This window comes from Corynebacterium lipophilum, assembly GCF_024102595.1.
Classification (GTDB): domain Bacteria; phylum Actinomycetota; class Actinomycetes; order Mycobacteriales; family Mycobacteriaceae; genus Corynebacterium; species Corynebacterium pseudogenitalium.
Map to the genome: position 1 here is coordinate 142,240 of NZ_JAEUWV010000002.1, position 15,008 is coordinate 157,247.

General features: G+C 61.2%; 18 protein-coding genes. 7 read left to right on the forward strand and 11 right to left on the reverse strand.

Translation table 11 applies throughout. The features are described from left to right. Nucleotides 1–138 precede the first annotated feature (138 nt). The 4 genes from JMN37_RS02555 to secY all read right to left on the reverse strand — a co-directional run bounded on the left by JMN37_RS02555 (nt 139) and on the right by secY (nt 3,690). Nucleotides 139–912, reverse strand: coding sequence for a L,D-transpeptidase (locus JMN37_RS02555; RefSeq protein ID WP_071572770.1), 774 nt, complete (start codon nt 910–912; stop codon nt 139–141). A gap of 14 nt (nt 913–926) precedes the next feature. Next, the gene (gene map / locus JMN37_RS02560; protein ID WP_071572771.1) at nt 927–1,724 is read right to left on the reverse strand and encodes a type I methionyl aminopeptidase; all 798 of its coding nucleotides are present in this window, start codon (nt 1,722–1,724) and stop codon (nt 927–929) included. 92 nt (nt 1,725–1,816) lie between these two features. Then, nucleotides 1,817–2,362 carry an adenylate kinase gene (locus JMN37_RS02565; RefSeq protein WP_070363068.1) on the reverse strand — a complete coding sequence of 182 codons (546 nt, stop codon included), beginning with the start codon at nt 2,360–2,362 and terminating at the stop codon, nt 1,817–1,819. Further along, on the reverse strand, nt 2,362–3,690 hold the full coding sequence (gene secY / locus JMN37_RS02570) for a preprotein translocase subunit SecY (protein WP_070477568.1): 1,329 nt from the start codon (nt 3,688–3,690) through the stop codon (nt 2,362–2,364). The genes JMN37_RS02565 and secY overlap by 1 nt, the downstream gene beginning before the upstream one ends. A 277-nt stretch (nt 3,691–3,967) precedes the next feature. On the opposite strand from secY, the gene JMN37_RS02575 reads away from it, so the two are divergent. The 4 genes from JMN37_RS02575 to JMN37_RS02590 are packed head-to-tail and all read left to right on the forward strand — an operon-like array spanning nt 3,968 to nt 8,656. Next, complete coding sequence (locus JMN37_RS02575) at nt 3,968–6,439, forward strand: DMSO/selenate family reductase complex A subunit (RefSeq protein ID WP_252930978.1); 2,472 nt, start codon at nt 3,968–3,970, stop codon at nt 6,437–6,439. A gap of 25 nt (nt 6,440–6,464) precedes the next feature. Next, a complete protein-coding gene (locus JMN37_RS02580) occupies nt 6,465–7,109 on the forward strand; it encodes a DMSO/selenate family reductase complex B subunit (RefSeq protein ID WP_070363070.1) in 645 nt (214 codons plus the stop codon). Nucleotides 7,110–7,112: 3 nt separating this feature from the next. Then, complete coding sequence (locus JMN37_RS02585) at nt 7,113–8,054, forward strand: dimethyl sulfoxide reductase anchor subunit family protein (protein WP_070363071.1); 942 nt, start codon at nt 7,113–7,115, stop codon at nt 8,052–8,054. After that, a complete protein-coding gene (locus JMN37_RS02590) occupies nt 8,054–8,656 on the forward strand; it encodes a TorD/DmsD family molecular chaperone (protein WP_070363072.1) in 603 nt (200 codons plus the stop codon). The genes JMN37_RS02585 and JMN37_RS02590 overlap by 1 nt, the downstream gene beginning before the upstream one ends. Nucleotides 8,657–8,727: 71 nt before the next feature. Here JMN37_RS02590 and rplO read toward each other — a convergent pair whose 3' ends face one another. Genes rplO through rpsH form a run of 6 tightly spaced genes read right to left on the reverse strand, consistent with a single transcriptional unit; the run spans nt 8,728 to nt 11,411 of the window. Further along, nucleotides 8,728–9,177, reverse strand: coding sequence for a 50S ribosomal protein L15 (gene rplO / locus JMN37_RS02595; RefSeq protein WP_070363073.1), 450 nt, complete (start codon nt 9,175–9,177; stop codon nt 8,728–8,730). A gap of 6 nt (nt 9,178–9,183) precedes the next feature. Then, the gene (gene rpmD / locus JMN37_RS02600; protein WP_070363074.1) at nt 9,184–9,369 is read right to left on the reverse strand and encodes a 50S ribosomal protein L30; all 186 of its coding nucleotides are present in this window, start codon (nt 9,367–9,369) and stop codon (nt 9,184–9,186) included. A gap of 5 nt (nt 9,370–9,374) precedes the next feature. Next, nucleotides 9,375–10,010 (reverse strand): 30S ribosomal protein S5, encoded by a 636-nt coding sequence (gene rpsE, locus JMN37_RS02605; protein ID WP_070363075.1) that lies wholly within the window; start codon nt 10,008–10,010, stop codon nt 9,375–9,377. Nucleotides 10,011–10,050: 40 nt separating this feature from the next. Further along, nucleotides 10,051–10,455 (reverse strand): 50S ribosomal protein L18, encoded by a 405-nt coding sequence (gene rplR / locus JMN37_RS02610; protein ID WP_070363076.1) that lies wholly within the window; start codon nt 10,453–10,455, stop codon nt 10,051–10,053. Nucleotides 10,456–10,457: 2 nt separating this feature from the next. Further along, nucleotides 10,458–10,994, reverse strand: a complete 537-nt coding sequence (rplF, locus tag JMN37_RS02615; protein ID WP_070477559.1) for a 50S ribosomal protein L6 — start codon at nt 10,992–10,994, stop codon at nt 10,458–10,460. Between the two features lie 18 nt (nt 10,995–11,012). Then, nucleotides 11,013–11,411: a 30S ribosomal protein S8 gene (gene rpsH, locus JMN37_RS02620; RefSeq protein WP_070363078.1), complete on the reverse strand. Its 399-nt coding sequence runs from the start codon at nt 11,409–11,411 to the stop codon at nt 11,013–11,015. 323 nt (nt 11,412–11,734) lie between these two features. On the opposite strand from rpsH, the gene JMN37_RS02625 reads away from it, so the two are divergent. The 3 genes from JMN37_RS02625 to fdhD are packed head-to-tail and all read left to right on the forward strand — an operon-like array spanning nt 11,735 to nt 14,079. Then, entirely contained in the window at nt 11,735–12,967 is a 1,233-nt protein-coding gene (locus tag JMN37_RS02625) for an amidohydrolase (protein WP_252930979.1), read from the forward strand. A 10-nt stretch (nt 12,968–12,977) separates the two neighbouring features. Then, a complete protein-coding gene (locus JMN37_RS02630) occupies nt 12,978–13,265 on the forward strand; it encodes a DUF6457 domain-containing protein (protein ID WP_070363586.1) in 288 nt (95 codons plus the stop codon). After that, complete coding sequence (fdhD, locus tag JMN37_RS02635; RefSeq protein WP_070363079.1) at nt 13,252–14,079, forward strand: formate dehydrogenase accessory sulfurtransferase FdhD; 828 nt, start codon at nt 13,252–13,254, stop codon at nt 14,077–14,079. Before JMN37_RS02630 ends, fdhD begins: the two co-directional genes overlap by 14 nt. On the opposite strand, the gene JMN37_RS02640 is transcribed toward fdhD, so the two are convergent. After that, nucleotides 14,076–14,858 (reverse strand): formate/nitrite transporter family protein, encoded by a 783-nt coding sequence (locus JMN37_RS02640; RefSeq protein ID WP_070363080.1) that lies wholly within the window; start codon nt 14,856–14,858, stop codon nt 14,076–14,078. The two genes, fdhD and JMN37_RS02640, sit on opposite strands and share 4 nt — an antisense overlap. Nucleotides 14,859–15,008: the final 150 nt, after the last annotated feature.

Sequence of the window (15,008 nt, forward strand, 5' to 3'; positions counted from 1 at the left end):
CGCTGGTAGCTGACGTAAAACATACTTGTACTACGTGGTGCATAAACACCAGTGGTCAACTATATCCCTTCACCAGCGCAAACACAAGCCCACCTGGGAAGCTAAGTCCGCAGGTGGGCGTCGAAAAGAATGGAGCAGCTAGAAGACGAAGACCTTGTCCCCGATAGCGAGATCCTGGAAGTAGCGCTGGGCGTCCGCGCGGTACATGCGAACGCAGCCGTGCGAGAGAATCGACGGATCACCCTGGTGGAACGCGATACCGTTGTTGGTGAAGTACGTCGCGTACGGCATCGGCGCATTGCCGAACTCCCACGAGATCTCATCCTTCACCTTGCGGTTGACGTAGAACGTACCCTTCGGCGTATCAAGGCCCGGCCTGCCCGGACCGATCAGGTCAGCCTTGTAGTACATCTGGCCGTTATTCTGCAGCCAGGAACGGCGTCCGCCGGTATCCACACACACCTTCGCGTCCTTCGGGCATGGTCCGTAATCGAACGCGGGTTGTGCAGGTGGCGCCGGGCGTGCAGCTGGTTTCGGCGCTGGCTTCGGAGTCTTCTCGGCGATCAGGCCTGGGTAGAAGCGTTCGACAGTAGCATCGATGCTGGCCTTCGCCTGGGCTGGCAAGTCCTTGTTGATTGCCGCCAATCCGTCGGCCTGCGCGCGCAGCGAGTTGCGGGTTTGCCATGCTCGCTCACGGGCGTCGGGCGTACTGGAGCCGATGCTGGAGAGCTGAGACTGCGTCTGCTCAAGCAGGGCACCCAGTCCACCATTCGAAGACATCGCTGGCATCTGCTGCGCCTCCGCCATCGCTGGCTGGGCAAGCAGGGAGGCGGCGACGCCAATTCCAACACTCAAACCGGCAAGCTTGCGGCTCAGTTGGGATGGCTTCGCATGTCGAGGTTGATAACGCATGTGGGCAGTATAGCTTACTTCGCTTCGCGGACAGTGAGGATGCGCGGCCCGTCAGCCGTGGCGGCGACCGTGTGCTCCCAGTGCGATGCCGGGGCGCCGTCGATGGAAACGACCGTCCAGTCGTCACCGAGCACCTCCGTGTCGATCTCCCCGCCGAGGATCAGCATCGGCTCAATCGCCAACACCGACCCCTCCTGGATCACAGGGCCGCGCCCGGGTTTTCCCTCGTTGGCAAGGTATGGATCCTCGTGCATCGTGCGTCCGATCCCGTGGCCGCCGTACCCGTCCACAATTCCGAGCTCCACTCCGAACTTCTCCTCTGCTGCGTACGTCGCGCGTTCGAGTGCATGCGACACGTCGGTCAACCGGTTGCCCGGCACCATCGCTTTCAGCCCCTCGTACAGCACCCATTCTGTTGCCTGGTTCAACTTTTCGACGTCCGCTTCGAGCTCACCCACACCGAACGTCCACGCGGAATCCCCTACCCAACCATGCAAGGTCGCGCCACAGTCGATGGAGACCAGGTCTCCCTCGCGGAGCACAGTCTCTTTGTTCGGGATTCCGTGCACGACTACCTCGTTGACTGACGCACAGATCGAGCCCGGAAACCCCTGGTACCCCAAAAACGTGGGCGTGGCCCCGTGATCACGGATAACAGTCTCGGCGACCTTGTCTAAGTCGAGCGTCGACTTGCCGGGGGCGGCCGCCGCACGCACCTCCTGCAGCGCCAGGCCGACGATTCGGCCTGCCTTCTCCATCGCGTCGAGCTGCTCAGGTGTCTTTGCGACAATCTTGCGTTTCCGGAACCCCATCATTCGCTTCCTTCCTAGAGTTACTGCGTAAAAGGGCCGGTAGGCACTCGTCGAGTCCCTACCGGCCCTTGCGCCTACATAGACGCTGTATGTTACTTCTTCAGCTGCGCCATCGCGCGCTCGTTGATTTCATCAACGTCACCAACAGCGTCGATGGAGATGATCTCGTCGCCGTAGTGATCAATCAGCGGCGCGGTTTCGTCGCGGTAGACCTTGAGGCGGGTGCGGATCGTTTCCTCATTGTCGTCCGCGCGGCCACGGGCGAGCATGCGCTCGACCACCACGTCTTCGTCGACAACAAAGTTGAGCACGCCGTCCAGCTTCAGGCCCTGCTTGCTCAGCAGCTCCTTCAGGATCTCTGCTTGCTCAACGGTGCGCGGGAAACCGTCGAGGAGGAAGCCGTTCGCAGCATCTTCCTGGCTGAGTCGGTCTTCCACCATGCGCGCGGTGACGTCGGTCGGGACCAGCTTGCCAGCATCGATGTAGCTTTTCGCTTCGACGCCAAGCGGGGTGCCCTGGCCGATGTTCGCACGGAACAGGTCACCGGTGGAGATGTGCGGAACGCCGAGCTTCTCGGAGAGAATGGCTGCCTGAGTGCCTTTGCCAGCGCCGGGAGGGCCAAGTAGTACAAGTCGCATTATCGCAACAGTCCTTCGTAGTTGGATTGGAGAAGTTGGGATTCAATTTGCTTGACCGTAGTCAATGCTACGGACACCATAATCAGGATAGCCGTACCGCCGAACGCACTCATGCCACCGCGGCCAGCGCCACCAATGCCGGCGTCGAGCGCCAGGTTCGGCAGGATCGCGATGAGTGCAAGGTAGAGCGCGCCAACGAACAGGAGGCGGTTCATCACGAACGCGAGGTACTCGGCGGTTGGGCGACCCGGACGAATGCCTGGGATGAAGCCACCGTACTTCTTCATGTTCTCTGCCTGGTCGACCGGGTCGTACTGGATAGAGACGTAGAAGTAGGAGAAGAAGATAATCATGGCGAAGTACGCCAGGATGTACTGCCAGGAGCCTGGGTTCTGCAGCCACGCCATGACGTTGTTCATCCACCAGTTGTCCGGCGGAGTCGTGTTGTTCATGGTCACGATCTGCGTGATCAAGACAGGAACGTACATCAGCGAGGAGGCGAAAATCACAGGAATAACGCCAGCCTGGTTGACCTTGAGCGGCAGGTACGTAGAAGAACCGCCGTACTGACGGCGCCCAACCATGCGCTTGGCGTACTGCACCGGGATACGACGCTGGCCCTGCTCGATGAAGATGATGCCGACGACCAACGCAATGATCGCCGCAACGACCATGGCGAAGGTAACCGCGCCGGAGTTCTTCAGGATGTAGGCACCCTCGGACGGAAGCTTCGTCGCAATACCAGCGAAGATCAGCAGGGACATACCATTGCCGACGCCCTTTTCAGTGATGATCTCGCCGAGCCACATAATCAGGACTGCACCCGACGTCATGACGATGATCATCATGATGAGCGTCCAGATGTTGCGGTCCTCAATAAGCACCGGAATCCCCTGGCCGAGGAGCTGCTCACGGTCGGCCAGCGCCACAATACCTGCGGACTGCAGCAGCGCCAGCGCAACCGTGAGATAACGCGTGTACTGCGTCATCTTGGTTTGGCCCGACTGCCCTTCCTTCTTCAGTTCTTCGAACTTCGGGATCACCACGGTCAGCAGCTGCACGATAATCGACGCCGTAATGTACGGCATGATGCCAATCGCGAAGATGGACAACTGCAGCAACGCACCACCAGAGAACAGCCCGATGATGGAGAACATCGTGGCGTTGTCACCCTGAGCGACTTCCTCCAGACGGGAGTTAATCAACGCGTAGTCGACACCAGGCGTCGGAATCTGGGCACCAATGCGGTACAGAATCATCAACGCAAGGGTAATCAGAATCTTCTTCCGAAGATCCGGGTCCTTGAACGCTTGCAATATAGCGGACACAAAGCCTCCTGGCTCCTGCAGCACTCACGCAGGAGATAGTGGACAGTACGGTTGCCAAAAGTGCACGTCACAACCACCGTAGCGGGCAGACGGGACACTCCAGACAGGATTGACCCCACTACTCTACCAGTTAGCAGGCCAAACCCCCGATTCGGCCAGCACCCCCGCGAGGGTTTCCAACTTTCGATTGAAAATCACTACACTCAAAAATAGGTAATTGATATTACATTTATTCACGACTTTTCTGTAGAAAATCCTCGCATTCGAAGGGACAGCGATGAGCACAGCACCTACACCAACGCCGACTCCCGTGAGTCGGCGTAAATTTCTCCAATGGTCAGGCCTCGTAGGAGGCGCAGCCGTAGCGACGACGGCCGTCTCTGGCACGCTCCTGCGCGGCACCCCAGGTGTCGGCGTCGCCGAAGCCGCAGAAGGCACAAGCACCGACCCGAAGTTCGTCTGGTCCGCCTGCACCGTCAACTGCGGCTCCCGCTGCCCACTGCGCCTCCAAGTTGAGGACGGGCGCGTCACCCGCGTCCTTCCCGACGATGGCGGCGACAACTCCATCGGCTCGCAGCAGATCCGCGCATGTGTGCGTGGACGCTCGATCCGCCACCGGATCTACAACCCGGACCGCTTGAAGACCCCGCTGAAGCGCAAGCCGGGCACGAAGCGCGGCGACGGCGAGTGGATCGAAATCTCCTGGGAGCAGGCGCTCGACGAAATCGCCGACCAGATGAAGGGCATCCTGGACAAATACGGCAATGAGTCGATCTACCTCGCGTACGGCACGGGGACCATCGGCGGCACCGTCGCGCGCTCCTGGCCGCCTGTCGAGACTCCTTTCGCACGGTTTATGAACCTCATCGGCGGCTACCTGAACCACTACGCCGACTACTCCACCGCGCAGATCACGGCAGCCTACCCGTACCACTACGGTTCCTGGGTCACGTCGAACTCCTTCGACGACGTGAAGAACTCCAAGCTGCAGGTCATGTTCGGCAACAACCCGCTTGAGACCCGCATGTCCGGTGGTGGCGAGACGTTCGTCACCCAGCAGACGAAACGCAAGTACGGCGTGAAGACCATCGTGATCGACCCGCGCTACTCCGAGACCGCAGTCGGCCTTGGCGACGAATGGGTTCCGATCCGCCCGGGCACCGACGCAGCGCTCGTGGCAGGTATCGCGCACGTACTGCTCTCCGAGAACCTGCACGACCAAGCGTTCCTGGACAAGTATTGTGTCGGCTTTGACGAGGACCACATGCCGAAGGGCGCGCCGAAGAACGGCTCGTACCGCTCCTACATTGAGGGCAAGGGGCCAGATGGCGTCGAAAAGACTCCTGAGTGGGCCGCCCGCGTCTGCGGTGTACCCGCGCAGAAGATCCGCCAGCTTGCCCGCGAGATGGGCACCGCAAAACCAACCGCAATTACCCAGGGCTGGGGTCCGCAGCGCCACGCGAACGGCGAGAACCAGTCGCGCGCGGTGTTTACGCTGGCAGCGCTGCTCGGGCAGATCGGTATCCCTGGTGGAGGCACCGGCGCTCGCGAGGGCTCGGCAAGCTTGCCGATGACGTACCCGTTCAACACACAGTACGAGAACCCGGTGGAGACCTCGATCTCGGTTGCAATGTGGCCACAGGCCGTCGACCACGGCCCAGCAATGACCAAGACGAAGGACGGCGTGCATGGCAAAGACAAACTCGACGTCCCGATCAAGATGATCTGGCAATACGCCGGCAACACCAACACGAACCAGCACGGCGATCTCAATCGCACGGTCGAGCTGCTTCGCGACGACTCCAAGGCCGAACTCATCGTCGTCAGCGACATCCAGATGACGGTGTCCGCGCGCTACGCGGACTACGTTCTGCCGGACTGCTCCACCGCTGAGCAAACCGACATCATCCAGCAGGGCTCGGCGGGCAACCTGGAGTACACCATCCTGGCCTCCAGCGCGATCAAGCCACTGTACGACTGCCGGCCGATTTACGACGTCATCGCCGACCTCGCTGAACGCTTCGGTGTGCGCGACAAATTCACCGAAGGCCGCACCCAGGAAGAGTGGCTGCGCTACACCCTCGACGAATCCCGCAAGGAGATTCCGGAGCTGCCATCCTTTGAGGAGCTCAAGAAGATGGGTGTGTGGCGTCGAGAAGGCGAAACCACGGTCGCACTGAAAGACTTCCGTGAGGACCCAGTGGCCAACCCCCTGGAGACCCCGAGCGGCAAGATCGAGATCTTCTCCTCCGAGCTCTACGAAATGTCGAAGGAGTGGGAGTTTGACCCGAACATCGCAGGCGACAAGCTGACACCGCTGCCGGAGCAGGTCGCAACTTGGGAAGGCGCCGAGGAAGCCGCAGAGAACAAGGAGTACCCGCTGCAGGTCATCGGCCACCACACCAAGGGCCGCACCCACTCCTCCTACGGCAACGTCGATTGGCTGCGCGACGACGCCCACCCGCAGGTCCTCTGGATCAACCCCATCGACGCCAAGGAACGCGGCATCAAGAACGACGACCCCGTCTACGCCTACAACAAGCGTGGCCGGATCCGCTCCATTGCCCGCGTCACCCCGCGAATCGCACCGGGTGTCATCTCGGTGCCGCAGGGTTCCTGGTTCAACCCGAAGGACGGCGGCGTGGACGTAGGGGCATCCGTCAATACGCTGACCAGCTGGCATCCCTCCCCTCTTGCCAAGGGCAACGCGCAGCACACGGCGCTGTGCCAGGTTGAAAAAGCGAAATAACAACACCAAGGAGTGAAACAACAACATGGCTAACAACAACGACAAGCCGAGCAAGCGCCTTGGTTTCTTCTTCGACCAGACCTTGTGCAACGGCTGCAAAGCTTGCCAGATCGCCTGCAAGGACAAGCACAACACACCGATCGGCGTGAACTGGCGCCGCGTGGTCGAGTACTCGGGCGGCGACTGGAACCGCAACGCCGACGGCGAGCTGACCACCAACACGTTCACCTACTACACATCGGTGTCCTGCAACCACTGTGACAACCCGATCTGCACCAAGGTCTGTCCGACCACCGCGATGCACATCGGCGAGGACGGCGTCGTCTCCGTCGACCCGCACAAGTGCGTGGGCTGCCGCTACTGCGAGTGGGCGTGCCCCTACTCCGCGCCACAGTTCAACCCTGAAAAGGGCGTCATGACGAAGTGCGACCTGTGCGCCGACTACCGCGCAGAGGGCAAGGACCCGGCGTGCGTGGCCGCGTGCCCGTCGCGCGCGCTCGACTGGGGCCCTATCGACGAGCTGCGCAAGGAACACGGCGACGTCGCCGGCATCGCGCCGCTGCCGGACCCAACGTTTACCGAACCACGCCTGACCATCAAGCCGCACAAGGACGCAAAGCGCTGGGACGCGTTGGATGCTGGCGAGATCATGAACCCGGAAGAGGTCTAACTCATGAATATGCACGAATGGCCCCTCACGTTTTTCACCACGTTCGGGCAGATGGCGGTCGGCGCGTTCTTCGTCCTCGGCGTCATCACAATGGTGGGACGCACCCGCTACTCCGCGAACGCGATTAACCGCATTTGTGTGCCGGCGCTCTACGCAATCGGCCCAATCATGATCGCAGGCTTCTGCCTCGCGTTCTTCCACCTCGGCAACCCGATCAACGCGCTGAACGTGATGCGCCACATCAGTTCCTCCGGGCTCACCCAGGAGCTCGTGGGCGGCTGCATCTTCGCGGCGCTCGGCTTCCTGTTCGCTGCCTGCCAGTTCTTCGACTGGGGCTCCGTGGGCACCCGCACAACCATCGCGGTCATCACCGCGATTGCCGGCATCGGGTTCATCGCCACCATGGCGCGCCTCTACATGCTGCCCACGATCCCATCGTGGAACCACTGGACCACCCCGGCAGCGTTCTACCTCTCCGCCGCGGTCACAGGTCTGCTCGCGATTGCGGTCGCGCTCACGGCGTACAACTGGCTCGAAGACTCCGAGCTGATCAAGAAGCTCATCCCGTCCGCGCGCAACGAAGACCAGACCGACGCCCAGAAGGAAGAGGTCTGGGACCTCATCCACGCCTCGCTGCGCTGGATCGGCATCGCGCTGACCGTCGTCGTGCCGCTCATTTTCATCGTGATGGTGTTCAACTACGGCCGCCCCGCGGGCCCGAACCCGGCGCAGTTTGAGTTCAACATGACCGCATTCGTCATCCGCATTGGGCTCCTGCTGGTCGGTGCGTTCATCGTGGGCCTCATCCTGGCGTTCGGCGGCCGCACCCGCCGCCCCACCTCGAGCGCGATGCTGTGGATCACCGTCGCGTACATCCTGGTGGTCATCGCGGAGCTGCTCGGCCGCTTCATGTTCTACGGTGCAGTCGACCGGATCGGAATCTGATGCACACTGAGTTAGTTGAACGCTGCCACATCGCGGCAGACATCGTGGGGCAGATCTTTCTCGACGAGCCGCAAGGCCCGCTTCTCGACGCCCTCTCCGACCCTTCCTTCCTGCAGTCATGGCCGCTCGAGGACGACGCCTCGCAGCAAGCCATCAACGCCCTGCTGGAAGCGGAGCGCGACACCGCCGAAGCGTTGCAGCGAGACCACCTCTACCTGTTCATTGGCGTAAGCTCCCCGCTTGCCCAGCCGTACGAGTCCCCGTACTTTTCCAAGGACGGACTCGTCATGGATGAGGACGCCGCGGCCGTCGCCGCCGTTTACCACCAGGTCGGCTTTGACCCCGGCGCCGATAACCTCCCGCCGGACCACATCGGGCTGGAGTTCCGCTGTATCAGCCACATGTGCGCCCTGGCACTCAGCGCGTCCTCCGAGGCCGATCAAGCCGCCGCGTTGGCCGTGCTGCGCTCCTTCACCGCCGAGCACCCCGCCCGCTTCGCTGAGCAGGTGCTTGGGGGCGTCGAAAAGCATGCGAACACCGCGATCTACCGGGCGCTGCCTGGGCTTACGCGGGGTGTGCTGGCCGCCGTCGAAACCCTCTAATACGAAAGCTCCCCACGTCGTCGTTGACGAGTGGGGAGCTTTTCTCTGCGCTGTGGCGCGAAGATGAAGGCTTATGCCTGGGTGGTGGACCCGCCGGCTGCCTCGATCTTCTCAACCGCAGACTTGGAGAACTTGGTAGCGGTGACGTCCAACTTGACGTTGATGTCGCCGTTGCCCAGCACCTTGACTGGGTGGTTCTTGCGAACCAGGCCAGCTGCGACGATGTCGTCGATGGTGATGGTGCCGCCGTTCGGGAACGCTTCTGCGAGCGCCTGAACGTTGACTACCTGGTACTCCACGCGGTTCGGGTTCTTGAAGCCCTTGAGCTTCGGCAGGCGCATGTGAAGTGGCATCTGGCCACCCTCGAATGCTGCGGAGACCTGCTTGCGAGCCTTGGTGCCCTTGGTACCACGGCCAGCGGTCTTGCCGCCCTTGCCTGCTTCACCGCGACCTACGCGGAACTTTGGTTTGTTAGCGCCCTTTGCTGGGCGCAGATCATGGAGCTTGATAATTTCAGCCATGTTGTTCTACTCCCCTGCAACTTCTTCGACGGTAACGAGGTGGCGAACCTTCAGGATCTGTCCACGGGTTGCGGCGTTGTCCTTCTTAATGACGGACTGGCCGATCTTGCGCAGACCGAGAGCCTCGAGGTTCTTACGGGTCAGTGGCTTCTCGCCAACCTTGCCGTGGTGCAATGTGATCTTCAAAGCCATTGTTCTTACGCCTCCTGTCCTGCGCGTGCGCGCAGCATGCGAGCAGGTGCGACGTCCTCGAGGTCCTTGCCACGCTTCGCAGCAACTTCCTCAGGGCGTACGAGCTGCTTGAGACCTGCAACCGTTGCCTGAACAACGTTCAGAGCGTTGTCAGAACCGATCGACTTAGCAAGGATGTCCTGGACGCCAGCGCACTCGAGCACTGGGCGAACTGCGCCACCGGCGATAACACCGGTACCTGGTGCAGCCGGGCGCAGCATAACGATGCCTGCTGCCTCTTCTGCCTGGACTGGGTGAGGAATGGTGCCACCGATCATCGGGACGCGGAAGAAGTTCTTACGTGCTTCTTCTGCACCCTTCTGGATAGCGGCAGGAACTTCCTTTGCCTTGCCGTAGCCAACGCCGACCATGCCCTTGCCGTCGCCAACGACGACGAGAGCGGTGAAGGACATGTTGCGTCCGCCCTTCACGGTCTTTGCGACACGGTTGATGGTGATGACGCGCTCGATGTACTTGTCGCGGTCATCATTCTGGTTGCGACGATCATCGCGACGGCCACGGCCACCGCGGTTGTTGCGCTCATTCTTCTTGTTCTGGTTGTCGGCGGAGCGTCCGCCGTCACGCCGTTCACGTTCGGCCATTACGCGATCCTTCCGTTGATGGTGATGATTGCGGTGGTCATTAGAACTTCAGACCACCTTCACGAGCGGCGTCGGCAAGAGCTGCGACGCGACCGTGGTACTTGTAACCTGCGCGGTCGAAGACGATAGCTTCGATGCCTGCAGCCTTGGCGCGCTCAGCGATCAGCTGGCCAACCTTGGCTGCCTTTGCCTTCTTGTCACCTTCCATTGCGCGCACGTCAGCCTCGATGGAGGATGCCGCTGCGAGCGTGTGGCCAGCGAGATCGTCGATCAGCTGGACGTGGATGTGACGCGAAGAGCGGTGCACAACGAGACGTGGGGTCTCCGGGGTGCCGCGCAGCGTCTTGCGGATACGGAAGTGGCGACGTGCACGAGCCTCGCGGCGGCGGGAGGAAATATCCTTGCCGACCGGGGTGCGCTTGGTGTTCTCTGCAGAATTGCTCATGATTACTTACCCGTCTTTCCGACCTTGCGGCGAATCTGCTCACCTTCGTAGCGGATGCCCTTACCCTTGTATGGGTCATCCTTACGGAGGCGGCGGATGTTAGCCGCGATCTGGCCAACCTGCTGCTTGTCAATGCCCTCGATGGAGAACTTGGTGTTGCCATCGACTGCGAAGCTGATCCCTTCCGGAGCCTCAATGAGGATCGGGTGGGAGTAGCCGAGCGAGAACTCGAGGTTCTTGCCCTTGGCCTGGACACGGTAGCCGACACCGAAGATCTCCATGTTGATCTTGTAGCCCTCAGTCACGCCAACAACGAGGTTGTTGACCATGGAACGGGACAGACCGTGCAGCGCACGGTGCTTGCGGTGATCGTCCGGACGGGAGACGACAATCTCGTTGTCCTCAACCGCAGCGGTGATTGGCTCAGGCAGCTCGAAGTTGAGGGAACCCTTAGGGCCCTTGACCTCTACGACCTGACCGTTAATTTTAACTTCGACACCATTCGGGATGGCGATGGGTGCATTACCTACACGCGACATAGTCTTTTCAACCTCCCTTTACCAGACGTAGGCGAGAACTTCTCCGCCTACACCCTTCTCCTGGGCCTGACGGTCAGTGAGGAGACCCTGGGACGTGGAGATGATCGCCACACCCAGACCACCCAGCACCTGCGGCAGGTCGTTGGACTTTGCGTACACGCGCAGACCAGGCTTGGACACGCGACGCAGGCCAGCGATGGCAGCCTCACGGGTCGGGCCGTACTTGAGGTCCAGGGTCAGCTGCTTGCCAACCTTGGCGTCCTCAACCTTGTAATCAGCAATGTAGCCTTCCTGCTTCAGGATCTCGGCGATGTTTGCCTTGATCTTGGAGGAAGGCATTGTCACGCTCTCGTGCTGTGCGTGCGACGCGTTGCGCACGCGAGACAGCATGTCTGCGATTGGATCAGTCATCGTCATAAGATGTGACCGTTTACCTTTCTCGTTGCGGTTCCCTACCCACCTGACCAGCAAAACTATGTCGTGCCAGGTCGCGTTTTCCGCATGATCTGTCGGGGGCTACTTCACGCTCCCCACGCTCAATAACGCGGGGCGCTCGCCGCCTCCCTTGCACGCGGTCCGCTTCTCGGCGGGGGGCCTGCAACAAAGTTGGATGTACAATGTTTTCTCGGATTTTGCGCGCAGACAACTATCTGTGCACAAGTCCGTTTGGCCACATTACACTCCTTCTATACAAGAAACAAGTCACGTTGGCCCGATCGCTGCGTCGTATAGTCGGTGCTATGAAGCACCTCGACGAACTTTTCGACGCCCTCTCCGCCACCCGCACGCACCGCGAGGAGCTCTACCACTGGTTCCACCAACACGCTGAACTCTCGATGCAGGAAACCCAGACCTCACAGCGCATCGTTCAGGAACTCGAGGCAGCCGGGATCCCATATTCGGTATTGGGCGAAACTGGCGTCGTCGCCACCATCGAAAACGGCCTCGGGCCCGTCGTCGCCTTGCGCGGTGATACTGACGGCCTCCCAATCAAGGAGGACTCCGGCAAGGACTACGCCTGCACGCAGACCCAAGTCGATGCTGCGACTGGGCAGGAGGTGCCGGTGTCCCACGCGTGTGGGCACGACTTCCATATTTGCTCGGTGCTCGCGGCCCTCGTCGCGTTCAACACTTGCCGCGACGCTTGGTCCGGCACGCTGGTAGGCGTATTTCAGCCCGGCGAGGAAACAGCCTCCGGCGCACGTTCGATGGTTGAGCACGGTATCGCCGACGCGATCCCCCACCCCGACGTGTACTTGGGCCAACACGTGCTCGGCACGCTGCCGTTGGGCCATGTGGGGACCCGGCCGGGCCCGGTGCTCTCCCAGGCGTTCTCGGTGAAGGTCACAGTACACGGAGTGGGTTCGCACGGATCCATGCCTGAGATGGGCGTCGATGCGGTCTTGTTGGCGTCGACAATTGTGACGAGGCTGCACACCGTAGTCTCCCGAGAGATTGCTGCTTCCGAAACCGCGGTGCTGACGGTCGGCGCGATCCATTCGGGAGCTAAATCCAACGTCATCCCGGATAGCGCGGAGCTGCTGATCAATACCCGCGCCTATTCGGAGGCGACGAGCGCGCACCTCAAGGAGGCCATCGAACGCATCGTGCGCGCTGAGTGCGAGGCAGCGCGTAGCCCGCAGCTGCCCGAGTTCGAGTACTACGACGCCTACCCGCTCACCAGCAACGATGCCGCAGTAACGCAGCGGGTACGCAACGCCTTCGAGGCGCGATTCGGTGATGAAGCGCAGACGTTGGCGCAGGTCCCTGCCAGCGAGGACTTCTCGATCATCCCGGACGCGCTCGGCGTACCGTACACCTTCTGGGGCCTCGGCGGCTTCGCCAGCTACCCGCATGCGCCGGGCAATCACAGCGCAGCGTTCGCGCCCGACCTCCAGCCGACACTCGACCGCGGCGCCGAAGCGATGGTAACGGCTGCGAGCGCGTGGCTCATCAACAAGAACGGCGACTAAGGTGGCAAACATGGCTAACAACGAAGGTTTGCAATCAACACACGAGTGGCTCGAAGAGGTCTCCCGTACGCTCGGCGTTTCCCCGGATCTCACGCGCTCGCTGGTCGGCGACATTCTGAAGATGACAGCGGACGTCGCGCACAACGGCCCGTCGCGCCCGGCGGCTCCAACGACGGCGTTCGTCGTAGGCGTCGCAACCGGTGCGGCGCTCCAGGGCGATACTGATGCGGACTCAGCAACGACGCGCGCGGCGCTTGCCAAGGTAGCGAAGCTCCTGGAAACGTATGAGCAGGATTAATCGACGCTTCGCCGTCACGAAAGTCACCCGCACCGACAGCGGCTTCGCGCGCGATACTCGCGCCGATACCGTCACCGTGGAAGAGCCGCTGGCGATCCGCGCCACCGGCGACACGTTGACCACCACGATGCGGACCCCCGGCCACGACATCGAGCTGGCACACGGCTGGATGTTCGCGGAGGGACTGATCAGCAGCGCAGAGGACGTTCGTTCCGCGCGCTACTGCGCGGGTGCGGTCGGGCCGAACGGCGAAAACACGTACAACACGCTCGACATCGGCCTCGGGCCCGCGGCCTCCCCCGCTGCACCGCAGTTCATTCGCCTGACCACTACCACGAGCGCATGCGGCGTGTGCGGCACGCAGTCGATCGACGACATCATGGGCAAGGTGCCCGCGCCAATCACTCCCGTCCGCTTGGACCCGGACCTGGTGATGCGATTACCCGGCGCCCTTGCAACCGGCCAAAAGCAGTTCCGTAAGACAGGCGGCATCCACGCGGCCGGTGCGTTTACCTTTGACGGCGAACCTGTAGTAATCCGCGAGGACATCGGTCGACACAACGCGACCGACAAAGTCATTGGCCACCTACTACTCGAAGGTCTCCTGCCAGCCAGCGACCTGATCCTGGTTGTCAGCTCCCGCGCGTCATTCGAGCTTGTGCAAAAGGCCGCGATGGCGGGCTTCCCGGCAATGGTTGCGGTCTCTGCGGCATCCTCCCTTGCCGTCGAACTGGCCCGCGAAACAAAAATGGCGCTCGCCGGCTTTGTGCGCGGCGAGCGCTTCAATCTGTACTCCGGGGAGCTCAGCGACTAGTCCTTGTACACCGTCTTCGTCTTGTTCAACCAAGCGTAGACACCGCCGATGCACAGGCCACCGCCGATGAAGTTGCCGATCCACACAGCAACCCAGTTGCTCAGGATTGCAGCGGCGGTGAATCCCTCAGGTGGCGTGCTGGACAGGAACGCCAGGGAGAACAGCGAGAAGTTCGCAATAACGTGCTCGAGGCCCAGGCCAACGAAGATAGCGATCAGTGGCAGGATCACGACGAACTTGGAGATGAACTCCTTCGCCAGCAGCGCACCAACAATCGCCATGTTGACAATGAAGTTCGCGAAGATCGCCTCAAGCAGCGCGCCGAAGAACGGCTTCGCCAACTTGCCCTCAACCAGAGTGACAATCAGGTGGCTATTATCCATCGAGCCGAACTTGGCCGACTGGCTCATCACAGCCGCGAAAATGATCGCACCGATCAGGTTCGCCACCGTCACCACAACGACGAGCCAAATACCCTTGCCCCAGCTGAACACCTTGTCTGTCGCCGCCCAGGACGCAAACATCATGTCGCCCGTTGCAAGCTCCGCGTTCAGGATGACGATCGCGAACAGGCCAAGCCCGAACAGCAAGGCGAACACAACCGAGCCGAGCCCCGGCGCATATTCATTGACCGCATTTCCCGCCACCGCGGCGAACGCCGTACCGGCGGTCAGGTAAATGCCGGCGAGAATCGCGCGGACGAAAAACCGTGGCATCTCATTATCGAGAAGCTGCTCTTTCTTTTTGGCCCCAGCGTGGACCATTTCTTGCAAAGCCATTGTGGCCTCCTCAAATTCACCTGAGAGATTGTTGCAGAATGTCAGTCTATCCGACGTTTCCCAAAAGCAGTACATGCGTACTTTTCGGGTGTGCTCTGCAGGTTCCCCCAAAAGACGTACACCCCCGCAACCCGGTTGGGTCGCAGGGGT

What these genes read in the sequence shown, in the direction of transcription:
- rpmD (WP_070363074.1), bottom strand. Translation starts at nt 9,369, where the DNA reads ATGGCTTTGAAGATCACATTGCACCACGGCAAGGTTGGCGAGAAGCCA.
- JMN37_RS02625 (WP_252930979.1), top strand. Translation starts at nt 11,735, where the DNA reads ATGAAGCACCTCGACGAACTTTTCGACGCCCTCTCCGCCACCCGCACG.
- rpsE (WP_070363075.1), bottom strand. Translation starts at nt 10,010, where the DNA reads ATGGCCGAACGTGAACGGCGTGACGGCGGACGCTCCGCCGACAACCAG.
- rplO (WP_070363073.1), bottom strand. Translation starts at nt 9,177, where the DNA reads ATGGCTGAAATTATCAAGCTCCATGATCTGCGCCCAGCAAAGGGCGCT.
- rpsH (WP_070363078.1), bottom strand. Translation starts at nt 11,411, where the DNA reads ATGACGATGACTGATCCAATCGCAGACATGCTGTCTCGCGTGCGCAAC.
- JMN37_RS02580 (WP_070363070.1), top strand. Translation starts at nt 6,465, where the DNA reads ATGGCTAACAACAACGACAAGCCGAGCAAGCGCCTTGGTTTCTTCTTC.
- JMN37_RS02565 (WP_070363068.1), bottom strand. Translation starts at nt 2,362, where the DNA reads ATGCGACTTGTACTACTTGGCCCTCCCGGCGCTGGCAAAGGCACTCAG.
- JMN37_RS02555 (WP_071572770.1), bottom strand. Translation starts at nt 912, where the DNA reads ATGCGTTATCAACCTCGACATGCGAAGCCATCCCAACTGAGCCGCAAG.
- JMN37_RS02585 (WP_070363071.1), top strand. Translation starts at nt 7,113, where the DNA reads ATGAATATGCACGAATGGCCCCTCACGTTTTTCACCACGTTCGGGCAG.
- rplR (WP_070363076.1), bottom strand. Translation starts at nt 10,455, where the DNA reads ATGAGCAATTCTGCAGAGAACACCAAGCGCACCCCGGTCGGCAAGGAT.
- JMN37_RS02630 (WP_070363586.1), top strand. Translation starts at nt 12,978, where the DNA reads ATGGCTAACAACGAAGGTTTGCAATCAACACACGAGTGGCTCGAAGAG.
- JMN37_RS02575 (WP_252930978.1), top strand. Translation starts at nt 3,968, where the DNA reads ATGAGCACAGCACCTACACCAACGCCGACTCCCGTGAGTCGGCGTAAA.
- JMN37_RS02590 (WP_070363072.1), top strand. Translation starts at nt 8,054, where the DNA reads ATGCACACTGAGTTAGTTGAACGCTGCCACATCGCGGCAGACATCGTG.
- fdhD (WP_070363079.1), top strand. Translation starts at nt 13,252, where the DNA reads ATGAGCAGGATTAATCGACGCTTCGCCGTCACGAAAGTCACCCGCACC.
- JMN37_RS02640 (WP_070363080.1), bottom strand. Translation starts at nt 14,858, where the DNA reads ATGGCTTTGCAAGAAATGGTCCACGCTGGGGCCAAAAAGAAAGAGCAG.
- map (WP_071572771.1), bottom strand. Translation starts at nt 1,724, where the DNA reads ATGGGGTTCCGGAAACGCAAGATTGTCGCAAAGACACCTGAGCAGCTC.
- rplF (WP_070477559.1), bottom strand. Translation starts at nt 10,994, where the DNA reads ATGTCGCGTGTAGGTAATGCACCCATCGCCATCCCGAATGGTGTCGAA.